The sequence below is a fragment of the Priestia sp. YIM B13552 genome, assembly GCF_042787775.1.
Classification (GTDB): Bacteria; Bacillota; Bacilli; order Bacillales; family Bacillaceae_H; genus Priestia; species Priestia megaterium_E.
The window spans coordinates 547,077-568,238 of the sequence record NZ_JBHZOU010000001.1; the positions used below are offsets into that span (position 1 = coordinate 547,077).

22 protein-coding genes are annotated in these 21,162 nt (G+C 38.1%); 10 read left to right on the forward strand and 12 right to left on the reverse strand.

All coding sequences use genetic code 11. The features are described from left to right. Window positions 1-37: 37 nt before the first annotated feature. Both ACFX40_RS02765 and ACFX40_RS02770 read right to left on the reverse strand, forming a co-directional pair. Window positions 38-784 carry a LytR/AlgR family response regulator transcription factor gene (locus tag ACFX40_RS02765; RefSeq protein ID WP_257146714.1) on the reverse strand — a complete coding sequence of 249 codons (747 nt, stop codon included), beginning with the start codon at window positions 782-784 and terminating at the stop codon, window positions 38-40. Window positions 785-1,533: 749 nt separating this feature from the next. Next, window positions 1,534-3,189, reverse strand: coding sequence for an alkaline phosphatase (locus ACFX40_RS02770; protein WP_098964503.1), 1,656 nt, complete (start codon window positions 3,187-3,189; stop codon window positions 1,534-1,536). Window positions 3,190-3,391: 202 nt separating this feature from the next. Between ACFX40_RS02770 and ACFX40_RS02775 the strand changes: the two genes are divergently transcribed. Genes ACFX40_RS02775 through ACFX40_RS02785 form a run of 3 tightly spaced genes read left to right on the forward strand, consistent with a single transcriptional unit; the run spans window position 3,392 to window position 7,149 of the window. Beyond that, window positions 3,392-4,912: a spore germination protein gene (locus ACFX40_RS02775; RefSeq protein WP_098333619.1), complete on the forward strand. Its 1,521-nt coding sequence runs from the start codon at window positions 3,392-3,394 to the stop codon at window positions 4,910-4,912. Window positions 4,913-4,926: 14 nt separating this feature from the next. Next, window positions 4,927-6,012: a Ger(x)C family spore germination protein gene (locus ACFX40_RS02780; RefSeq protein ID WP_377237620.1), complete on the forward strand. Its 1,086-nt coding sequence runs from the start codon at window positions 4,927-4,929 to the stop codon at window positions 6,010-6,012. A gap of 12 nt (window positions 6,013-6,024) precedes the next feature. Beyond that, a complete protein-coding gene (locus ACFX40_RS02785; protein ID WP_028407865.1) occupies window positions 6,025-7,149 on the forward strand; it encodes a GerAB/ArcD/ProY family transporter in 1,125 nt (374 codons plus the stop codon). 25 nt (window positions 7,150-7,174) lie between these two features. Here ACFX40_RS02785 and msrA read toward each other — a convergent pair whose 3' ends face one another. The 7 genes from msrA to ACFX40_RS02820 form a co-directional block, all read right to left on the reverse strand. Next, window positions 7,175-8,137, reverse strand: coding sequence for a peptide-methionine (S)-S-oxide reductase MsrA (msrA, locus tag ACFX40_RS02790; protein WP_098333620.1), 963 nt, complete (start codon window positions 8,135-8,137; stop codon window positions 7,175-7,177). 152 nt (window positions 8,138-8,289) lie between these two features. Beyond that, window positions 8,290-8,718, reverse strand: coding sequence for a MarR family winged helix-turn-helix transcriptional regulator (locus ACFX40_RS02795; protein ID WP_013082191.1), 429 nt, complete (start codon window positions 8,716-8,718; stop codon window positions 8,290-8,292). A gap of 202 nt (window positions 8,719-8,920) precedes the next feature. Then, entirely contained in the window at window positions 8,921-9,421 is a 501-nt protein-coding gene (locus tag ACFX40_RS02800) for a MerR family transcriptional regulator (RefSeq protein ID WP_028407862.1), read from the reverse strand. Window positions 9,422-9,558: 137 nt separating this feature from the next. Further along, window positions 9,559-10,035: a hypothetical protein gene (locus tag ACFX40_RS02805; protein WP_377254000.1), complete on the reverse strand. Its 477-nt coding sequence runs from the start codon at window positions 10,033-10,035 to the stop codon at window positions 9,559-9,561. 105 nt (window positions 10,036-10,140) lie between these two features. Beyond that, the gene (locus ACFX40_RS02810; RefSeq protein WP_318253752.1) at window positions 10,141-10,275 is read right to left on the reverse strand and encodes a hypothetical protein; all 135 of its coding nucleotides are present in this window, start codon (window positions 10,273-10,275) and stop codon (window positions 10,141-10,143) included. Window positions 10,276-10,389: 114 nt separating this feature from the next. Next, window positions 10,390-11,556 (reverse strand): ABC transporter permease, encoded by a 1,167-nt coding sequence (locus ACFX40_RS02815; protein ID WP_114324285.1) that lies wholly within the window; start codon window positions 11,554-11,556, stop codon window positions 10,390-10,392. A gap of 1 nt (window position 11,557) precedes the next feature. Next, entirely contained in the window at window positions 11,558-12,295 is a 738-nt protein-coding gene (locus tag ACFX40_RS02820; RefSeq protein ID WP_098333623.1) for an ABC transporter ATP-binding protein, read from the reverse strand. A 175-nt stretch (window positions 12,296-12,470) separates the two neighbouring features. Here ACFX40_RS02820 and ACFX40_RS02825 point away from each other — a divergent pair, with 175 nt between their 5' ends. The 3 genes from ACFX40_RS02825 (at window position 12,471) to ACFX40_RS02835 (ending at window position 15,658) form a co-directional block, all read left to right on the forward strand. Further along, window positions 12,471-13,169, forward strand: a complete 699-nt coding sequence (locus tag ACFX40_RS02825) for a LytR/AlgR family response regulator transcription factor (RefSeq protein WP_098248418.1) — start codon at window positions 12,471-12,473, stop codon at window positions 13,167-13,169. Between the two features lie 17 nt (window positions 13,170-13,186). After that, window positions 13,187-14,137: a sensor histidine kinase gene (locus ACFX40_RS02830; protein ID WP_336095562.1), complete on the forward strand. Its 951-nt coding sequence runs from the start codon at window positions 13,187-13,189 to the stop codon at window positions 14,135-14,137. 219 nt (window positions 14,138-14,356) lie between these two features. Then, on the forward strand, window positions 14,357-15,658 hold the full coding sequence (locus ACFX40_RS02835) for an NCS2 family permease (RefSeq protein WP_013055916.1): 1,302 nt from the start codon (window positions 14,357-14,359) through the stop codon (window positions 15,656-15,658). Between the two features lie 31 nt (window positions 15,659-15,689). Here the strand turns inward: ACFX40_RS02835 and ACFX40_RS02840 are convergent, their stop codons facing one another. Then, window positions 15,690-15,884 carry a hypothetical protein gene (locus ACFX40_RS02840; RefSeq protein ID WP_028407857.1) on the reverse strand — a complete coding sequence of 65 codons (195 nt, stop codon included), beginning with the start codon at window positions 15,882-15,884 and terminating at the stop codon, window positions 15,690-15,692. Window positions 15,885-16,058: 174 nt separating this feature from the next. Here ACFX40_RS02840 and ACFX40_RS02845 point away from each other — a divergent pair, with 174 nt between their 5' ends. Continuing rightward, window positions 16,059-17,228: an MFS transporter gene (locus tag ACFX40_RS02845; protein ID WP_377254002.1), complete on the forward strand. Its 1,170-nt coding sequence runs from the start codon at window positions 16,059-16,061 to the stop codon at window positions 17,226-17,228. A 23-nt stretch (window positions 17,229-17,251) separates the two neighbouring features. After that, window positions 17,252-17,482 carry a hypothetical protein gene (locus ACFX40_RS02850; RefSeq protein WP_377254004.1) on the forward strand — a complete coding sequence of 77 codons (231 nt, stop codon included), beginning with the start codon at window positions 17,252-17,254 and terminating at the stop codon, window positions 17,480-17,482. A 45-nt stretch (window positions 17,483-17,527) separates the two neighbouring features. On the opposite strand, the gene ACFX40_RS02855 is transcribed toward ACFX40_RS02850, so the two are convergent. After that, a complete protein-coding gene (locus ACFX40_RS02855; protein WP_377254006.1) occupies window positions 17,528-17,974 on the reverse strand; it encodes a GNAT family N-acetyltransferase in 447 nt (148 codons plus the stop codon). A gap of 113 nt (window positions 17,975-18,087) precedes the next feature. Between ACFX40_RS02855 and ACFX40_RS02860 the strand changes: the two genes are divergently transcribed. Further along, a complete protein-coding gene (locus tag ACFX40_RS02860) occupies window positions 18,088-18,483 on the forward strand; it encodes a CotG/ExsB N-terminal domain-containing protein (RefSeq protein WP_377254008.1) in 396 nt (131 codons plus the stop codon). 147 nt (window positions 18,484-18,630) lie between these two features. Next, window positions 18,631-19,428 carry a VOC family protein gene (locus ACFX40_RS02865; protein WP_028407853.1) on the forward strand — a complete coding sequence of 266 codons (798 nt, stop codon included), beginning with the start codon at window positions 18,631-18,633 and terminating at the stop codon, window positions 19,426-19,428. Between the two features lie 18 nt (window positions 19,429-19,446). Here the strand turns inward: ACFX40_RS02865 and ACFX40_RS02870 are convergent, their stop codons facing one another. Continuing rightward, window positions 19,447-21,060, reverse strand: coding sequence for a M20/M25/M40 family metallo-hydrolase (locus tag ACFX40_RS02870; protein ID WP_098333629.1), 1,614 nt, complete (start codon window positions 21,058-21,060; stop codon window positions 19,447-19,449). Between the last annotated feature and the right edge of the window lie 102 nt (window positions 21,061-21,162).

Below are 21,162 nucleotides of genomic sequence, written 5' to 3' on the forward strand. Positions count from 1 at the left end.
TTCATCAACATAGCTATTTTAGAAGCAGCAGCATCTTTTAATTCGTCATTAACTGATGCAGCTGTTTTTGAACGTCTTGGATTTTTAATTTTGAGATATGAGCATATTCATCAATTTCTAAGAAATAAACAAGATATGTTTCGTTTTTTGGTGTGATGTGCGAAACTTTCTGTAAATTCACGATATAAGACCGGTGTGTTTGACTAAATACAGAAGGGTTCAAATACATATAGATATCACTAATATTTTCATATGTCTCATAGACACGTGATTGAGTATAAATTAAGCATTTTTTTCCGGATTTCTCGATAAAAATAATTTGATCAATTGGAATGTAATAAGTAGAACCATTAAATTTTACAGGCAGTCTTTTTAATTGCTCACCTGGCTTTTTTGACTGATTTTTATCAATTCCAATGGAGTTTTTTGCCCGCTCTAACGCCATATAAAGCCTGGTTTTTTCAATCGGTTTTACAATGTAATCCAGTGCTGACAACTCAAATGCCTTTACAGCAAATTCATCATAGCCGGTGATAAAAATGAAGTTTAAATTCGGCTTAATGCGCAGGCACTTTTTTATGGCATCTACACCGTTAATCGTAGGCATATTAATGTCTACGAGCAAAAGGTCTGGACTCTTAGCCATCACTTCCTGTACAAGCTGCTCTCCGTCTTTGCAGGTGCTAATCACTTCAAATTCCGGAAGCTGTTCTATAAAATAATCTAAAATTTCAACCGAATCTTCGTTATCATCGGCAATAATTAAGTTAATTTTGTTCATCATGACTCCCCCTAGGATACAATGTTAAAGTATAGTACGAACTATTGCCCATTCTGTTTTATGCATGTCTACACATAGTTATAGTGTTTTTATGTTGAGATGAATGATCTACACGGACGCTAATCGTTAATGGAACGCACAACGATTGTTCATGGGGAATATTGCAATAATTGTAGGTTTTCTAGAAGAAGACATAAAAACCGTTTATCTATTATCATTTATTTTCCTAACAATGATTTAATACCCTTTTTATAATCTGTAAATCAGCATGCCAAAATCTTTATTTACTATTTTCGATAAAGACGACAAGCTTTTTTCAATCATTTTGTTTTCTCTTACTATTAAAACATGTTCTACGCTCTTTCACCCATACTTTTATTCATTTTTTTACTTTTTATTCAAGGTAATTACTTACATATTGCCCTTAATAACCATGACTTTGTGATTTCAGCCAAAAGAATTTATGTATTTTTTATTCATTTTATTATAAAAATTCTAGCATACAAAGGTATGAACTTACATATGTATTCCGAACTAGTTCCTTTTAAAACTATGATTATTATACCATTTCATAGTACAAATCACATATAGTTAAACGTGAAGACTTTCCATTTCTTTAAGTGTTCAAAGCTATTTATTTGTAAAATAAATAGCTTCATTCCTCTATAAAGGCTACATAACCTAATTAACCATCTATTATTTGTAAAAAAACAGGCCTAAAGTTATAACCCGGCCTGTTTTGTATTGATTTCTTATTTTTCATTTTTTACAATTTGCTGTGCTTGTTTCGATACAAAAAAGCGATTCTTTTTATCCTGTACCACCACGCTGTCCATTTGAATTTCTTTTCCGTTTACAATAGCAATATTTTTGTTTACTGGGAAACGCACCGTTCGCTTATTGTTTGTAACAACCAGCACAGGGTTGTTTTTGTCTTTTGAGTCAACCGCTACCTTTGAGCCTTTAAAAGCTTTATTTGCCTCAATAAATAATTCATTTGTTAACTCGTTTAAGTTAATATTCATTGATTTAGCCATATGTTTGGCAATATCCGTATTATCAAAGTGCCCTGTTGGTCGATTTACGCCGTACGAATACAGAAATACATCCTCCCCCGTATGACCGCCCGTTGTGAATCCAAGGTTTGCTCGGTTGGCTAATAACTTCGATAGTGCAGCACTGATTTCTTTTTTATCTCTTGCTTTAGTCAGCTGCGCTTTTTCCTCTGAAGTTAGATTGGACAAACCATACAAAGCAGCCACTTCTTCTTTATTTGATAAATCTTCTTTTAATTTAGACGTAGCACCTTCTAACGTCATTTTTGCTTTTTTTAACGGATCAATATAAGCAGAAACAGGTGTGGTATCGTATCCTTTTGTTGTATTTGCATTACCGATTGAAAGACCGCTGTTTCCGTGATCAGCAATCGCAATAACCATCGTATTTCCATCTTTTTCAGCGAACTCTACTGCTTTGCCTACTGCCTCATCAAACGCTAATACATCGCTAATCATTCCTACTGGATCATTCGCATGAGCTGCCCAATCCGTTTTGCTTCCTTCAACAAATAAGAAAAAACCGTCTTTATCTTTGGATAGTGTTGTTATTGCTTTATTTGTCATCTGGGACAACTTTGGCTGTTCTGCTTTTGTCTGCGGTCGGTCCATATCATACGCTAAGTCACGGTCGGCGAAGCTCCCCCAGATTTTTTTGGCGTGTGACTGCTCTAATTCCTTTTTATTTTCTACAAAGTCATATCCTCTTGTATTCAAAACATCGACTAAGTTTTCACCGTCTTTCCGGCTTTTTTCTTCTTTTCCTGGAAGAAGAGATTGCTTACCTCCTCCAAGCACTACATCAATGTTTTGATACACTTGCTGCTCCGCTAGCGTTTGAAAATCATCACGGCTATAGTTGTGGGCTGAAAAACCAGCTGGTGTAGCGTGCTGGATTTCAGAAGTAGCCACAATTCCCGTCGCGCGCCCTGAAAGCTTTGCTCCTTCTAGAACGTTTGCTACGGGACGAAATTGATCTTCTTTTTCTACAGATTTAACCCCAGGTGTGTTCACTACTGAAGGAAGCACACCTACATAACCTGAATTTGATTTATTTCCTGTTGCTAAAGCAGTAGCTGCCGGAGCGGAATCTGTAATAGCAGATTCTGCCGAATACGCACGTACTCCCCCGGCCATCAGCTGATCCATATGTAACGGTTTTCCCTTGTACCATCTTGCGAGTGTAGTAGCATTTGAACTCGTCCCGTCCATTACCATCATAATGACATTTTGAGGCTTCTTAGCTGACTTGTGCTCCACTTTTGCTTCGGTTTGAATAAGTGAGTTTCCTACACCAAACGAGGCCAATGCTACTGCTCCTGCCAGTGTAATACCTGCTAATTTTTTCTTCATATAAATGTACCCGCTCCTTTACTTAATTGTCTTCGACATGTCTAAAGTTACCATTCAAACGTAAATCCACTGTTTATCTGCTGTAAAAGAGTGTAAAGTTTGTCTTTATATTCTTCCTTTCTTCTTGAGAAAAAATAGTCGAATAAAAAGGAAGTACATGAACAAACTACCAGTAATAGAAAGTCATGCGAGGGGCACGGTTATGTTTAAACATTTATTTAAAAAAAAGAATGCAGACGATCAGCCCAAAAAAACATTGGATGAACTGATTAAACAATTTAAAAAATCAAGTGATTTCACAACATTAGCCATTGGTTCGCAGCATCGAAAGTACATCATTACTTATTTTAAGCAGCTCGTAAACATGCAAAGTGTTGAAGATAAAATACTCGAGCCTTTTCAAAAACTAGACTTCACGTTAAGCAGTATATATGAAGTTGAAAATGTTCTGCCGATTGAAGATATTTCAGTCACAAAAGATACAAAAGAAATTTTAGAAAAGATGCTGCGCGGCTACGTAATGTTTCAATTACATAAAGACGATAAGCTAGTAGCTCTTATTAAAGTTCAAAGCTTTGATACAGGGTTTCGAAAAGAAAATGAAACAGAAAATGAGTTCAGCGTCGTTGGTCCTAAAATTGGTTTTGTAGAGGATTTAGATGTCAATCTCTATTTAATGAGAAAAACGGTCATTTCCGAAAACCTTATTTTTAAAGAACTCACCGTAGGAAATAAATCAAAAACGCGTGTCGTTCTTGTTTACTTAGAAGGCGTAACGAACCCTCAGCACGTAGACACTATGACGCAGCGCCTGGAAGATATAGATTTCGACGTCATTTTTGATAGTACAATGCTTGATCAATTAATTTCCGATAATTCTTCTACGGCGTTTCCTCTGTTTTTAACAACAGAGCGGATCGACCGGGTCTTGTTCAGTCTGTTAAACGGGCAAGCTGCCTTTTTCTCAAGCGGTTCACCCTACGCAGTTACGGGGCCGTCAACGCTGCTTGACTTCTTTATTTCACCTGAAGACTACTATTTACCGTGGGTTCTAGGATCGTTTTTCCGAGTTATCCGTATTTTAGGCGTCTTTTTCTCTATTTTTGCTACGCCTCTTTATGTAGCCATTGTTACGTATCATTATGAGATGCTTCCAAAAGATCTTCTGGGGCCTATTATCTTTTCAAGGACAAACGTTCCTTTTCCACCGGTCATCGAAGTACTTTTTTTAGAAATCACCATTGAACTGCTTCGCGAAGCCGGGGCCAGACTTCCAACAAAAGTAGGGCAAACACTGGGAATCGTAGGCGGGATTGTTATTGGGCAAGCAACAGTCGAAGCGGCGTTAACAAGCAATATTTTGCTTATTATTGTTTCACTGACAGCTTTAGCCTCTTTTACAACGCCTATTTTTAAAATGTCTAACACGATCCGGCTGCTACGTTTTCCATTTATTTTGTTTGCTACTGCGTTTGGCTTAGTCGGCATCACCTTTGGCTTTTGCTTCTTGCTGGTTCACTTGCTTCGTTTAAAATCTTTGGGCATGCCTTATCTTGTTCCGCTTTTTCCGTTTCGCCCAACAGAGTATAGGGATACCTTTCTGCGATTGCCCTATAGTCATACGGCCAAGCGACCAAGCTACTTGCGTCCTTTAGAACGCTTTCGCTATAACCCTAATAAAGCGAACAAGACTAAACGAAAAAGTAATTTAGATAATGAGTAAAGCGGGGAAACGTCATGAAGAGAATACTTATTTTATGCACTTGCCTTACTTTTTTAACGAGCTGTGCAGACCGTGAAACAATTGACGAAATTCAAGTAGTTAACTCCATAGGTTATGATTATATTCCTCAAAGCAATAAAGTCAGAGGAACTATTTTATACCCTATCTATAAGTACGGGCCAACAGAAGAACCTAGTATTATTGCGGCTACTGCTAATTCATCATTTGATATTCCACTCCGTTTAAACAATAAATCATCTCTTCCGGTCGCTTTTGGGCAGCTGAGAAGCATCGTCATGGGAAAAAAATTTGCAACACATGGCGTGGATGAATTAGTAAATACAATTGCTAGGAATCCAGACCTTGGACGTAATATTAAATTAAGCATTGCAGATGGCAACGCACATGAATTATTGAGCTCCGTTACCAAAAAGAAAATCAAGGACTATCAGTTTATTTCTAATTTGATTGAACAAAATATCCGAACAGAAAATTTGCCTAACACCAATTTACAAATTTTTTTATTCAGTTTTTTTAGCGATGACCGCGACCCGTACCTTCCTGTTTTAGCTCAAGAAAAAGATGCTATTAAATTAAAGGGACTGGCGCTTTTTAAAAAACAAAAAGTCGTTACAACCATCGGAATGAAAGAAACGTTTTTATTTAAGCTGCTAACAAGCGGAACAAAGCACGGCCGCTACTCAGTAAAAATTAAAGAAAGTGACCGCAAAGGCGAAATTATACTGCAAAACTTGCGCACCAAAACAAAGTATGAAATTAAAGGAAATCATCAGCATCCAAGTATTGTTGCGCACTTAACTATCGACGGACTTGTAAAAGAGTTTCCTGGATGGATAGATTTAACAGACCCGGCTAGTATTAAAATGGTTGAAAAAACGCTTCAAAAAGATATTGAAAAAGATGGGGATACCTTTATTAAGAAGCTTCAGCGGCACAAAATCGACCCCATTTGTTTTACAGATTATGTTCGAAGTAAAACGCGAGGGTTTAACAGTGAAAAATTCAAAGCGCAATATCCGGATATGAATATTGAAGTAAAAGCTCGCGTTCACCTTATTCAAACCGGTATTAGCAACTAGGAGGAAGAAAAGATGCATAATACAATCAAAGAAGAAAATCAAGTTTCCCCTTCTTTTCTTTTTTTCTTAGTCCACTCTACTCAGATTGGTGTTGGGATCCTAGGATTTCAGCGTTATATTATTAAAGGAGCTGGATATGAAGCTTGGATATCCATCTTTCTTGCTGCAATCAGCGTCTGTATTTTATTAGCGATGATTTTTAATATTTTAACCCGCGAAAACAGCGATATTGTCGATATTCACCGGTTATACTTTGGGAAATACCTTGGAGGAGCTTTAACTCTTGCGGCATCGGCTTATTATTTTATTTTTGCGTTAACCATTTACCGGACGTACGTAGAAATTTTACAAATATGGATGTTTCCACAGTTGGAAACATGGATTGTATCACTTGTTTACTTACCTATTATTTACTATACAGTTTCCGGTGGGTTTCGTGTGATTACTGGAATTGCTTTTTTTGGGGTTATGCTTCCCTTGCCGCTCGTATTCGCATTGATTTATCCATTAAAATACGGACACCTTAATAATTTATTTCCTTTGTTTGATCACACCATATGGGAATTTTTAATTTCAACTAAAATGATGACTTTTGAGAATTTAGGATTTGAATCTGTGCTTTTTTTCTATCCTTTTATAAAAAATGGAGCTACTAGCCAAAAATGGGGTCAACTTGGAATTTTGTTCAGTGCTTTTTTATACTTGTGCACAGCATTAGTGTCATTTGCTTACTTTAGCCAGGGACAGTTAATGCATACGATCTGGCCAACTTTAACGATGGCTAAAATTATCGAAATCCCATTTTTACAGCGTTTTGAATACATTTTAATTGCTCTATGGCTTTTAGTTGTTCTTCCTACTATTGCCGTCAGCGTATGGTGTACAATTCGTGGATTTAGCAAAACATTTAATAAGCCGCCTACGCTTTTTCTTATATTAGTTCTTATTGCCCTTCTTGGTTTTTCTATTTTCTTTGATGATCGGGAAACCATCGATCAGCTTAATACACGATTATCCATGACCGGCTTTTACTTTATTTATGGCTACATTCCTTTCCTTTTTCTCTATAGCCTCATTCGAGCTAAAATAAAACAAAAGAAAGCACAAAAAGAAGAGCGTGAGCCAACTTTAAGTTGAATCACGCTCTTTTTTTCATATTATTTTATTTGTTAAATAAAACAGTGTATTCCCCGTATCCTTCTTTTTCTAAATCTTCCTTCGGAACAAAGCGAAGAGCTGCTGAGTTGATGCAGTAACGCAAGCCGCCTGCATCTTGGGGACCATCATCAAATAAATGACCTAAATGAGAGTTAGCCGTTTTGCTTCGTACTTCTGTACGAACCATATTATGACTAACGTCCATGTTTTCGTTTACTTCATCTTTATTAATCGCTTTTGTGAAAGACGGCCATCCGCATCCGGCATCATATTTATCAGTTGAACTAAACAGCGGCTCTCCTGATACAATATCTACATAAATACCATCTTCTGTATGATCCCAAAATTCATTGCGAAACGGAGGTTCCGTTGCATCGTTTTGAGTCACTTCATACTGAATGGGCGTTAATGTCGTTTTCAGCTGCTCGTCCCGTCCAAAGTCTTTCCAGTTTTCTTTAATAAAACGATCACGTCCAGACCCGCGTCGATACATAGCATAGCGGAATTTATTTTTCTTATAATAACCTTGATGGTATTCTTCGGCTTCATAAAACGGTTTTGCCGGTAGAATTTGGGTAGCAATCGGCTCAGAAAAACGACCGCTTGCTTCTAATTGTTGCTTCGATTCTTCAGCTAGTTCCTTTTGGTGTTCATTATGGTAAAAGATAGCTGTTCGATACGAGTCGCCTCGATCGGCAAATTGTCCGCCTGCATCCGTTGGATCAATTTGAGGCCAGTATAGTTCCAAAAGCTTTTCATATGGAAAAACTTCTGGGTCAAATGTAATTTGAATCGCTTCATAGTGGCCCGTTGTTTCTGAGCATACTTCTTTGTACGTCGGGTTCTCTTTGTGACCGCCTGTATAGCCAGATACAACTTTTATAATGCCTGGCTGTTCATCAAAAGGCTTCACCATACACCAAAAACAGCCGCCGGCAAAAGTTGCTACTTCATATTGTTCTGTCAAAAAGATGACCTCCTTCATGTGTTCTTTCTATTATTATACGCTGATTTTATGTTCTCACCAACTAACTTGCCTTTTATACACTTTGCGTTTTAAGACAAAAAATAATCAGTGAAGGCCATATTCACTGATTATTCTTCCGCATTTAAAGCGCTTTATTTTTGATCGCCTTTAATTTTGTGAAACAGTTTATTCACCGTTTCAATTTCTTTATCTGTAAAGTGCTCAAAACGCTCAAGGAAATAGGCTCGTTTCTTCTCTTGAATAGCATTAAAAATATCCTGTCCTTCCTTGGTCAGTTCGATATCAATAATACGCCGATCGTTTTCAGACCGTTTGCGTGCAATGTAGCCTTTTGACAAAAGCAAGTCTGTTACCGCCGTAATGTGGCTTGCTGACACTTGAAGATACTTTGATAAATCAGTTGATCGCTGCCTGCCGGAATCAACCAGCATGCGAAGCACCATAAATTCATTTGTTGATAGCTCTGAATTGTATACTTCATTAATTTCTTGGCGAAGCTGTCTGAACACAAAGCGAAACAGCGTCTCCATTTCTTGAACGAGCTCTTCTCTTTTTTTCACTTGTCACTCTCCTTATCGCTATCGCATGATAACGAATATGTATTTACGAAAGTATTTCACTTTCTTAACTTAATTAGTTTTATCAAATTACTAAGCGTTTCGTCAACTATTATTGAGATTTTTTTCCACAAACCTGTACAAATTGATGTATTTTTCATAAAATTCCATAAAAAAAGCGATTTACCGTTATGGTAAATCGCTGCTAGTAGCTAAAAATACCGGTTAAAAAGCTTCTCCATCTCGGAACAGGCTTTTTACCTTTTAAGCTATCTTCACTTTTTAACTGACTTTCAAGTTCCACTACTCGATTTTCTAATTTCGTAATAACTTTATTTAATCGATCGATTTCTGAACGATGCTCTAAAATTTGAAACGTCACTACTTCTCCCGCTTTTTCTTCTGTACGCTTTTCATTTTCAATCAACCTTAAAAAAAGCTGATCAAGCTGCTTTTGCATGTCTTGCGCACGTTCATCAGATATAACGACTTCCTCTTTTTCTACTACTTTTTCTACCACTTTGACGACGGCTTGACGATTGCGGTTTTTTTGAAAGTTTCTAAGTGCTTCAATGTTTTCTTCTGTAAACTCACAGTGTCCCGATTCATTTCTCTCTAGCTCGATATCGGCCATTTTGACCCACTTTAGTACCGTACTTGGATGTATTCCCAGCGCTTTTGCCACATCTACCGTTTTCATCGTCATGTTCCATCCCTCCATTTTTTTCATTTACTAGCCATTTCGAGAGAAATTTTTAAATCCCTTCATACGTGACAAAACTAGTATGAATTCGTCAAAGAAAGTGGACGTTCAACAAATGAAGAAAATGATGTCATTATTACTTAGAAAAACTCGTACAATCCTTCTGCAAAATAACAAAATTCGTGCGGTGAAATCCCCTTGCCATATCCCTTAAAAAAAGACGCGCGCTCTTTATCTGTAAAAATTCCGTCTTCAAAGCGCACAGCAAGCGCCATATCATAACGAGCGTCTCCGCAGGTTCCTCCGCTCCAGCCAATAACAGCTGTTTGAACAAATTTGTAAGCACTCGGGCTTTGAAAGTCCGCCAGTGCCCGTATATTTTCTAATACATAATATTCCCTATATAACCATTTTCTGTACTTTCCCCCTTTTGTCCGCTTTAAAACATACTTTCCTTTAGCCGTATGAAGGATACCAACATCCGAGGTACATCCTTGCTTTGGAAACGTCACTTTTTCGATTTGCTTTACATACTTTTTTATCGAATGAGAAATTTCTTCTACTATAATAGGATGCATATAATAAGATGCAGCTGTTTCACTCTCCTTTCTTTCCATATTCTCTTTTAATTTCTATTTCCCTACAAAAAAGTTGAGATATAACGAAATCAATTGAATCTAGAGACAAACAACTGGGGTAAATGAGCTATTATGAGGCGCTTGTTACGCCGCTGTTGATTTCCGTGCAAGACTTCGCTTTCCGCGGGTGGCCGGTGAGCCTCCTCGTCGCTTCCGCTCCTGTGAGGTCTCACCTGTTCCGCTTTTCCCGCAGGAGTCTCCGTTTTTCCCTCCAATCAACAGCTAGAAGCAGCTAACTACCTACTTGAAACCTACGTTCACCATTCCAATAAAAAAATCCGAACGATTACTCGTTCGGATTTCTCTTCAACTAAATTACTTTTGCCCAGTCTCTTACCCTTTACCAAGCACCCAACGGCTTTTGGTAAACATCGTATAACCAATCGTAAATAAAACAATAATGCAAACCGACAAGCTTCCTGCTGTATACACAAGACTCTGCATGTCATAGACACCATAGAGAAGCTGTTTCATAAGTGCAAATACGTTATAAATAGGAATTAAAAAGGCACTTGACTGCAGCTCGTTTACAGATTTCCCCATCATTAGGAAATATGGAAGCATCGCTACCGTAATGATTTGTGATGTATAGCTTTGCGCTTCTTTAATGGAGCTTGCTAAGAGACTAAAGATACAAAGAATTAGTCCTGCTAATAAAGCAAATAAAGTGATAGCTACTAGTAATGAAACGCCAAAAGCAACGAGGTGATTGGTTAGATTCAAGGCATCATTTAACGTCACGGTAAAGTAGCGTACAAAAAGCACAAATGAAATAGTAGAAAGAACTCCGCTTAAGACACCAAATGTAGAAATAGTGAACCATTTCCCTACTAGTAAATGTAGTCGTTTAACAGGAGCCATGAGTAGAGCTTCCATCGTTTTTCGCTCTTTTTCTCCTGCAAAAATATCATTAGCAGAAGGCAAGATACCTCCTAATATACCTATAATAATAATTAGGGGGGCATAAATTGCTACCATGTATAGTGAACTGGTATCTTCTTTTGAAACACTTTGTTCAATTACATGAAAGGGCTCAATCGTTTGATTATTAATATTTAATTGATTTAAACGTTCTTTTACGATGCCTTCTCTCTGTTTGTTTAGTATATTTGTAACGTACTCTGTCGCCCCTGAAGATTCTACACTACTTGGACTTGTATAAATCGTCACATCTGGAGATTGCATATGGAGAATTTTATCGGAAAATTTCTTGTCAACTTTTAAAGCTACTAATGCTTTGCCTTTTTCTACTGTTTGAAGTGGATCTTCGCTTTCCACAACTTGAAGGTTTCTATCTTTCTTTAACCATTCCACTACACTTGTATCTGAGCCTTTCTCAACAGCTATAGACATACCATCAGATTGATCACTAGACATCATTCTATCTACAAAAAACAGCATCCCTATATTTAACAAAATCGGAATCAACACACTAAAGATAATCGTCTTTCGATCTCGCAAACAATCAATTAACTCTTTTTTATAAATATGCCAAATCATATTAAGCCCCCCTCACGATACGCGACATAAAGATATAGTTTAAGTCTGTGCTTTCCTCTTCTTTATACAGCTGTTCGTTTGTTCCTTGATAAATCATTTTCCCTTTATGAATCATGATGATAGACTGACACAGCATCTCCACTTCTTCCATAATGTGACTGGAAAAAATAATCGTTTTTCCTTCTCTTTGCAGACTTTTAATAAGCTCACGAAACATGTTTGCTGATGTAATATCTAATCCTGTAGTCGGCTCATCAAATAGGATAACGTCCGGGTTATGAAGAATAGTGCGTGCAATGGCTACTTTTTGACGCATTCCTTTTGAAAAGCCTCCGACGCGGCGATCCAAGTAGTCTTTCATTCCAAAACGTTTGGCCAGTTCCTCAATCCTTATCTTTGTTTCATGTTTGCTCATGCCATAAAACTTAGCAAAATAAGCTAAGTTTTCACGAGCGGTCAAACGGTCGTATAAGCCTGTTTCACCGCCAAAAAGCACGCCGATTCTTTGTTTTATTTTATCGGGCTGTTTATGAATGTTAATTCCGTGAATAAACATATTACCTTCCGATGGTTCAAGTACAGTCGACAGCATACGTAAAAGAGTTGTTTTCCCTGCTCCATTTTCACCTAATAGCCCTACAATTTCTCCTTGTGCGATGGTTACATGAATATCTTGAACAGCCGCAATTGTTTGCTTTTTCTCTTTAAAATATTTCGTCACACCTTTGATTTCAATCATATCCGCTCTCCCCTTTTACCGTGATTGACTATATCTTAGCTTATTTTTCATACAGCATCTTCCATCTTGTCATAAAGAGGGTTTTTTATGTCGCGAAACATCCTTTCTATCTTGTAAATCATGGTAAAATAGTGTGGTAATATCCAATAGAATGAAACAAAGAGGGTTTTTATTTATGAAGGTAGGATTAGTGGACGATCATTCATATGATTTAGAGAAATTGAGGATTTCTTTAGAAAGAGAAGATGATATAGACATACTTTTTTCGACTAGCAGCGCGGAGGAAGCTTATAACGAAATTAAAAAAAATCAAATTGATTTATTAATTACAGATATTGAAATGCCAAAGCTATCAGGTTATGAGCTTGCAGACTTTATCAATGCTTACGCACTTGATATTCAAGTCATTTTTGTCACTGGGCACAGCGGCTTTGCCGTTCATGCATTTGAACTCAACGTTTTAGACTATATTATGAAGCCTTATTCTAAAGAGCGTCTGTTAAAAGGCATTCAGCGTTTTCATCAAAAAAAACAATCAACTGACACAAGAGATAAGCTTATTTTAAAACAAAAAACCGAAATGCAAGTGCTGAACAAACAAGATATTATATTTGCAGAACGAACGGGTCGCTCTACCACAATCATAACGACAAATGGAGAATTTAGTACCTATCAATCATTAAACGAAATTGAAAAAGAATTAACAGCGAGTCATTTTCTAAGGTCGCATCGAGCTTTTATTATAAACATTTCCTATGTTCAAAATTTCTCCCTGTATACTAAGCACTCCTACTCAGTGATGTTTCAAAGCACCGAAAAAACAGCTTTAATCACGAAACCAAATTTAGACATCTTGCAAAAAGAATACTTTTAAAGGAGGGACTATCTAAAATGAAACTATTTTACACATTAGTTTTACTAACTGTTTTCGTGCTCCTCTTTTTTAAAGACCTGCCTGTTAGTTTACATCTCCTACTTAGTTCTTTTATAATTGGTTCATTTTTTATATGGAGAAAGAAATATCAAACGGCTCCTTCACTAACTATAAAAAAAGCAATCGTACTGACGGCTTTTTTCCTGCTTTTATTTAGCCTATCTTCACCTTTTAGTGTTAGCTTAACCGTTATCGCAATGATTGGTTACATGACTGACATGTTTTCTTCTTATCAACAATACATATTTGTAACCAACCGGGAAAGCAGTGCTTCACGTGAAATTCAAAAAAACAATGAGCTTTTTCAAGCGTTAAGGGCTGAAAGACATGATTTTATTAAACATGTCAGTGCCGTATCCTATCTTTTAGAAACAAATCAAAGACAGCAGGCACAAGAGTATATTCAAGATTACGTTGAAGCTCTGAATGATACCCATTCATATATTCAAGGTGAACATTCGCACGTTGCTTCTGTTGTCCATCAAAGCAAGAATCAAGCACATACGTGGGGAATACATATGAATGTTCAATTAGATTCACCGTTATCACAGCTGCCTTTAAACCACCTTGACCAAATGAATCTCATCATGAATTTACTGCATAATGCTTTAGAAGCCGCTCATTCTTCTGAGAAAAAGGAGATAACCGTTTCGAGTATGATTCGAAGCGGCATTTACATTTTAGAAGTCAGCAATTCTACCGCTGCTTTATCACGAGAACGTCAAGATCACTTGTTTACTTCTTTTCATGTTACAGAAAAGAAAGAACGCCACGAAGGCCTTGGCACGTGGATCATTTCTGAACTTGTTTCCAACTACCACGGACGCTTGGAATATACGTATCACGATTTAACTCTTTCCATTAAAATAAAATTTCCAATAGTCGTTGCCTCAAAACAAGCAACATAGCCGCTGCAGCCCAAGCGGCTTTTTTTCGTATGAGCCTCTTCTATACGCACACACTATAAAAAGCACCGAAAAAAAGAAATATTTCACACTTGTTTTAGCTCTTTTATCGTCACTTTTTCAGTTTTTGATTTTTTATATGCAAATCTATTGCATTTCAAGTAAAAAACGAATATTATATATCATGTTGCTTTTAATGTTCGTTATTTTTGGAGGTTACTTATGTTTAAGTTAAAAGAATATAACACGGATGCTAAAACGGAGATTTTAGCTGGTATTACAACGTTTTTAACCATGATTTATATCGTCATTGTGAACCCAGTTATTTTGTCCAGCGCCGGCGTTCCTTTTGATCAAGTATTTACAGCTACTATTATTTCAGCAGTCGTAGCTACGCTATGGATGGCTCTTGCAGCTAACTATCCAATCGCGATTGCTCCCGGTATGGGAATGAATGCGTACTTTGCTGCTTTAGTTGTTGGTTCAAATGGAAGCATCGACTATGCTACTGCTTTTTCAGCTGTATTCGTAGCGGGTATTATCTTTATCATCCTATCGTTAACATCGTTTCGTGAAAAATTAATTGAAGCTATTCCAAACAATTTAAAGCACGCGATTAGTGCTGGTATCGGTTTATTTATTGCTTTTATCGGGCTTCGTTCAGCCGGTATTATTGTTGCAAATAAGTCAAATTTAATTGGACTTGGTGATTTGCAGTCTGAAAAAGTAGTTTTAACACTGATCGGACTTGCGATTACAATCATTTTATATACGCTAAATGTAAACGGCGCTTTATTCTTCGGTATGATTATTACCGGATTAATTGCTTTCTTTAGAGGACAGCTTTCATTTGATAAAGGTTTGTTTGCTTCCCCTCACCTTCCAGACGGCTTAATGATTTCAAATCCTTTTGCTGCTTTTGGAGATGTTATTCATCATGATTTGTACACAGTTGTTTTTTCTTTCTTACTTGTGACGATTTTTGATACAACAGGTACAATGGTAGGCGTAGCTCAACAGGCCGGTCTTATGAAAGGTAATAAGATGCCTCGTGTACGTCAAGCATTGCTTGCTGACTCATTTGGTACAACGATTGGAGCTTTATTTGGTACAAGCCCAACAACGGCTTACGTTGAATCTTCATCTGGTGTAGCAGCAGGCGGACGTACAGGTCTAACAGGTGTGACGGTAGCCATTTTATTTATTGTTGCAGCGTTCTTTAGTCCGGTTGTAAGCTCGGTTTCTGGCGTAGCAGCTATTACTTCCCCTGCATTAATTATTGTCGGAAGCTTGATGATGGGTGCTGTAGCTAAAATTAATTGGAATGACTTTGATGAAGCGTTCCCTGCCTTTTTAGTTGTTCTGGCGATGCCTCTTACATCAAGTATTGCAACAGGAATTGCGCTTGGCTTCATTTCTTATCCGTTAATGAAGCTGGTAAAAGGAAAAGGCAAACAAGTTCATCCGCTTGTGTATGTCTTTGCTGTTTTATTTCTCTATCAGCTCATCTTTTTACCGCATTAAAAAAGCTTGGAGATTTCTCTCCAAGCTTTTTTTATTGAAAGTGATTGTTATTTTCTTTTGTTTGATAAAGATAATTTTCCACATAGATTTGTTCTGCATCAGAAGCATTCTTTATTCCTTCTGCTGGATCTAACTCGATACTTCTCTTTTTAGCTATATAGTCCACTAGCGCCCCAAATCCTAAAAGACCGCCTATGATCCCAGCAAATACAATCCATATTGGCAATCGCTTCACGTCCCTTTTCTTTTAATTGTATCATCCTCAGCACAACAGGTAAATATTAACATAGTTATCCATTTGTAAATAAAACGTTTTTTACCAAATATACGTAAAAAACTTCTTTGTATTTGGTATACTAAACTCACGGCATGTTCTACAGAGAAAGGGGCTTAATTGCATATGAACAAACAGCTTGGAACATTAATGTTTGTTATTTTTATGGTATTTGTCGGCTTTGGAGTGATCATCCCCATCGTACCTGAAGTTATTCGTGCCACGGGTGCAAGCACGGCCAATTTAGGAATACTAATGGCTAGCTATTCGATCGCATCTTTTATTACTGCACCTTTTTGGGGGAAGCTTTCCGATATAAAAGGCCGGCGTCCCATCTTACTTTGGGGCTTACTCGGCTTTAGCGCAAGCTTTTTTCTTTTTTCGGTGGCAGAAAACTCTCTGACTTTAATGTATACGTCGCGCATCATCGGAGGTTTGTTCGCAGGAGCTGTTATTCCTTGTGCTTTTGCATATGCTTCTGATAGTACAGATGAAGAAAACCGCACGAAAGCAATGGGACTGTTAGGAATGTCGATTGGCTTAGGCTTTATTTTTGGACCGGCATTAGGCGGCGTCCTTTCATCTTTCGGCTTGTTTTTCCCCTTCGTTATCTCTGGTATCTTGTCACTGATTATGACAGCGTTCTCATTCTTTACGTTAAAAGAATCTTTACGAAAAGAATCTGCTGATAAAGTACAGACATCGAGATGGCATGACTTCACGTCAGATTTTCAAGGAGCTATGAAGTATTTATATGTTCTTTCATTTTTAGCGACTTTTACGCTCGCTGGTTTAGAAGCTACTTTTCAATTTTTTCAAATAGCGAAAATCAATGCTACTCCTACGACAATCGGATGGATGTTTATGGCGAGCGGTTTAACTCAAGCGCTGATTCAAGGCGGTGTGCTGCAGCGATTTAAAAAAGGAAATGAAAAAAAGCTGATGGCCATTGGCTTATTGGTTTCAGCAATAGGATTTACGTCTATTTTGTTATCTTCTAGTGCCGTTAATGCTACCTTATTTTTGTGCATATTTACAGCAGGTAATGCCCTTATTCGTCCTTGTGTCCTCTCATTAATTACAATGAGAACCAAAGTAGGATATGGCTCTGCTTCGGGGTTAACCGCCTCAATGGATAGCTTAGGGCGTATTTTTGGGCCTCTGCTTGGTGCATTTGCCTTTAAACTCAATATGACGCTGCCTTTTATTATTGGAGCGGTTGTCACTTTAGCTGCTTTACTGCTGATTCAGCGCCATACAGCTCTAGATTATTCTGAGCAAACACTCTCATCGTAGAGGCTGGGACAATATTATTTTAGTTGAAAGAAGATCCGAACGATGAATCGAGATTCTTGCTGGAGAATCCAACGCGTTCGGATTTTTTTATTGTTATGAGTATGCTAGCTGTGTTGATTGAACAGCAAGACGGAGACTCCTTCGGGATAAGCGGAAGAGAGGAGACCCCGCAGGAGCGGAAGCAACGAGAAGGCGCAGCGCCCGCCCGCGGAAAGCGAAGTCTTGCAGGAAAATCAACAGCCGATTTCTACTAGCTCATGTGGTTCATTTATTGTTCTTTGGATTAATTTAGCTATGTCTCAATCTCTTTTCATCGTTACTAACACAAGATTATCAGTAGCTGCAGTACGTTTTATAATTGAAAACTGATGAGCTTCGTATAGCTTAATCGCAGGTATATTTTTTTCGGCTGTAGACACCATACATTCACATTCAGAATATCTTTGAAGTACATGTATTAAAAGACGGCTTCCGATTCCTTTTCGAAAGTAATGAGGACGCACAACAAGGCGGCAAATCGTTAATCGCTCATTTTCTATTTCAAACGACAGCACTCCTGCTAGCTTACCTTCAATCATTTCTCCGATAAACACTTCCTTGCTTTTCATAATATCTTCTTTGCTTTCTGTAAGCTGAGGAATATCTGAAAAACCAATGAGCCTTGCTTCTTCTTGATAAGCTTCTATTTGCACAGCTACTATTTGAAGAGCAATATCCACTCTTTGATGTTCGAGGATTTGAAGCATGAAAACCACTCCATTTCTTTCACAAATTTAGACAAATTCCATGTTTTCACTATATCCAAACGCCTTCCTTGTACATATTGTATTATGTACCGAATTAGCCAGGAGGTGTTTATATGCATATCACTGCTGAAAGAATTAGAGAAGCAACAGAAGCGATTGCTTCTACTGAGCTTGAAACATTTATGTACCAAGAGCCAACTGCTCTTCACAGGCGCTCTCGTCGTCGTTCTACTCGCCGTTCTACTCGTCGTTCTACTCGCCGTTCTACTCGCCGTTCTACTCGTCGTTCTACTCGCCGTTCTACTCGTCGCACTACTCGCCGTTCTACTCGCCGTTCTACTCGCCGCACTACTCGCCGCACTACTCGTCGTTCTACTCGCCGTTCTACTCGTCGTTCTACTCGCCGTTCTAGCCGTCGCCGCTGTCGCTGCGGTTCACCTTGCTGCTCATATCCATGGTTTAACAAATCATTTGGCTGCTGCTATAAGGGGCATGGCTGTCGTCGCTAACTAAATCTAAAGCAAGTCGAGTTTAAAACATACGCGGCTTGCTTTTTTTAAGATTTTCATTTTACATAATCATTCGTTTTACTCCTCTTGAAAAGGAAAACAACGTATAATAATGGGAAAGAATCTCTCTTAAAAGGAGGCCTATCCATGCACTTATCTTTTGATCATCTTGTTCATTTTTCACCTGACCCTATTAAAGCTCAGAAAGAACTAAACAAATACGGAATACATGTCATTAAAGGCGGCATCCATGAAAAATGGGGCACTTTTAACACGTTGGCTTATTTTAACCTCAGCTATATTGAATGGCTTGGGCTTAGAGATATCGCGTTAGCTCAAAACGTTACAGATAATGACCTTATTCAGCAGCTTGTTAACGAACATACACCGGTTGGTCATTTTGGCCGATTTGCACTTCGTACAGATGATATGGATTTGCTGATAAAAGAGCTGGAAAACAAGAACGTCACTGTAAAAGGTCCTGTAGCGGGTTCTCGCCAAACCAATGATGGAGAAAGACTTCAATGGAAAATGTGTTTTATTGAAGCTGATCACGATTCCCTGCCTCTTCCTTTTTTTATTGAATGGGGTGAACCAGAAGAAAAACGCAAGCCAAAGCTAGCAGATCTTTCTTCTCACCAAGCTGGTCAGCTGCAGCTAAAAAATATTTACTGTGCTGTACATAACCTCGAAGAATCCATCAGCAAGTGGACGAAACTGCTGGACGTTCAGTCTGGCGAAAGCTACAAAGACTCTTTGCTTGATGCACGTTGTCAAAAACTATATGTCAATGGAGGAAACCTTATTTTTTGCAGCGGAACACAAGGTGTTGTCCATGATACATTAAAAAAAGTTGGAGAGCGTCCATTTTTGGTTGAATTGGATCACGCTCTAACACCGCAACAAATTACCGTACAAGGAGCTTCTTTTAAATTCAACAAATAAACATCCGCAGGCGGATGTTTATTTCTGCGCTTCTTTTATAGCTTGATAAATGAAATGAGGCAAAATTTCAAAGGAATACTGAACGTCTAATCTTTCGGTCCATTGATGCGCATCTCTTCCCAGCGGTCCAATGTTCAGCACCGGCATCTTCAGCTCCTCTAGCTCTTCTAGCGGGATATGATACCCTTTATTCCATAGCGGCATATTGGCTACTAATGTGTTAAATGTTTGAAGCGGATGCTGCAGGCTGGCATAGCTTAAATCCGAAATTCCGCCAAAATAACTTTGTTCAACTAGCTCCACTTGGAACTGCTCTTTGGCAGTTGCCTGTACGTTTGACAAAATCTCTTGTACAAAGGGGTCATCATGTGAACAAACGGCCGGATAAAAAGGCGGCGTAAAAAATAAGACCATCATCGGAGCTGCTTCTTTACATAAACCAACTAGAGAGTTTACTAAGTTAATGGTTTTATTTCTATCATCATCCTCTTGTGCCAAAAGTGCTGCTTCCATTTCTTGCACATATTTTTCACCGTGCTGTTTGACTGCATGAGTATAAAGTTCTTCATACGTCCATACGTTCACGTCAAGAGATGAACTCTCCATTCCCGCAGCGTACTGCCTAGCAGCTTTATTATAATGTTTTTTCACATTCAAAGCCGCTTTGTCAGCCGATTTCAACAGCAGATCTGTTACTTCTTTAAGAGAGCGGTTTAACATAAATAAATTAAATAAGACAACGGCAGAGTGCGGAACTTGAACTGAATACTCTTCTTTTAAATCTTTTTGTATCAGCACCGTAGGAGGTGGACTCGTTTCATCTCTTACTTTTTCGCAAAAATCAACGTTTAATTCTATTTCTTTTGTTAAATAAGAAGCTAGTAAATTAGCATTTAAACCAGCTAGCGGTTCCCCTACATGAGTTTCTTTTCCATAACACAAAAAGCTTGGCATGATCTTCCCAATCGATCCTGAGTACACATAGTTCGTTTGATCTCCAGGATAGCGGCTGAACACCGGTTCTGCATTTAGCATGAGAGAAAAATCCAGCTGATGTTTGCGGGCAAGTTCTAAAAGAACAGGCACTGCTTTTCTCATCCCAAGCGAATTTACTTCTTCATCCGGTACCGACAGCAGCAGGATGTTTCCGTCAAACTCTCCGTTGCATGCTCGTTCAACCATACTGATATGCAGGGCAATGCCTGCTTTCATGTCCATCGTTCCTCGGCCAAAAAGCCAGTCTCCTTTTATCATATCTTTTTGTACGTGCGCCGGAACTTGTTCCATATGGTTATAAAAAGTACTCGTTAATGTATCAGCGTGAAAAGCATCCTTTTTCCACTGTCCATAATCTTGTACATCCACTACATCGTAATGACTTACGAGTACAACTGTTTTATTCGTATTTTTCCCTTGAACAAAAGCTGTGACAATCGATCGTCCGTCTCCTGTTGAATGAAGCTCGACTTGCTCGTTTTTTTGAAAGTAAGGCAGCTTCAATAAATACGACGCTATCGATTCAGCCATTTCAACTTCTGCCATCGTTCCTGTCACGCTAGGTATAGAAACCAATTCGCTTACAAGTTTTTTTAACTGTTCTTTTGTTTGATACAAAGATGTTTTGTTCGACATACCCTTCATCTCTTTCCTTTTTCTAAATTTTCTATCAAACAAAACCATTCGTCAATCCCTTTGACAGAGACCCTTTCATTCTATCCCTATGTATCATAGTAT

Bases quoted from the DNA above. Each gene is read 5' to 3' on its own strand.
- ACFX40_RS02765 (WP_257146714.1), bottom strand. From the start codon at position 784: ATGATGAACAAAATTAACTTAATTATTGCCGATGATAACGAAGATTCG.
- ACFX40_RS02770 (WP_098964503.1), bottom strand. From the start codon at position 3,189: ATGAAGAAAAAATTAGCAGGTATTACACTGGCAGGAGCAGTAGCATTG.
- ACFX40_RS02775 (WP_098333619.1), top strand. From the start codon at position 3,392: ATGTTTAAACATTTATTTAAAAAAAAGAATGCAGACGATCAGCCCAAA.
- ACFX40_RS02780 (WP_377237620.1), top strand. From the start codon at position 4,927: ATGAAGAGAATACTTATTTTATGCACTTGCCTTACTTTTTTAACGAGC.
- ACFX40_RS02785 (WP_028407865.1), top strand. From the start codon at position 6,025: ATGCATAATACAATCAAAGAAGAAAATCAAGTTTCCCCTTCTTTTCTT.
- ACFX40_RS02800 (WP_028407862.1), bottom strand. From the start codon at position 9,421: ATGACGATGAAAACGGTAGATGTGGCAAAAGCGCTGGGAATACATCCA.
- ACFX40_RS02805 (WP_377254000.1), bottom strand. From the start codon at position 10,035: ATGGAAAGAAAGGAGAGTGAAACAGCTGCATCTTATTATATGCATCCT.
- ACFX40_RS02815 (WP_114324285.1), bottom strand. From the start codon at position 11,556: ATGATTTGGCATATTTATAAAAAAGAGTTAATTGATTGTTTGCGAGAT.
- ACFX40_RS02820 (WP_098333623.1), bottom strand. From the start codon at position 12,295: ATGATTGAAATCAAAGGTGTGACGAAATATTTTAAAGAGAAAAAGCAA.
- ACFX40_RS02825 (WP_098248418.1), top strand. From the start codon at position 12,471: ATGAAGGTAGGATTAGTGGACGATCATTCATATGATTTAGAGAAATTG.
- ACFX40_RS02830 (WP_336095562.1), top strand. From the start codon at position 13,187: ATGAAACTATTTTACACATTAGTTTTACTAACTGTTTTCGTGCTCCTC.
- ACFX40_RS02835 (WP_013055916.1), top strand. From the start codon at position 14,357: ATGTTTAAGTTAAAAGAATATAACACGGATGCTAAAACGGAGATTTTA.
- ACFX40_RS02845 (WP_377254002.1), top strand. From the start codon at position 16,059: ATGAACAAACAGCTTGGAACATTAATGTTTGTTATTTTTATGGTATTT.
- ACFX40_RS02855 (WP_377254006.1), bottom strand. From the start codon at position 17,974: ATGCTTCAAATCCTCGAACATCAAAGAGTGGATATTGCTCTTCAAATA.
- ACFX40_RS02860 (WP_377254008.1), top strand. From the start codon at position 18,088: ATGCATATCACTGCTGAAAGAATTAGAGAAGCAACAGAAGCGATTGCT.
- ACFX40_RS02865 (WP_028407853.1), top strand. From the start codon at position 18,631: ATGCACTTATCTTTTGATCATCTTGTTCATTTTTCACCTGACCCTATT.
- ACFX40_RS02870 (WP_098333629.1), bottom strand. From the start codon at position 21,060: ATGTCGAACAAAACATCTTTGTATCAAACAAAAGAACAGTTAAAAAAA.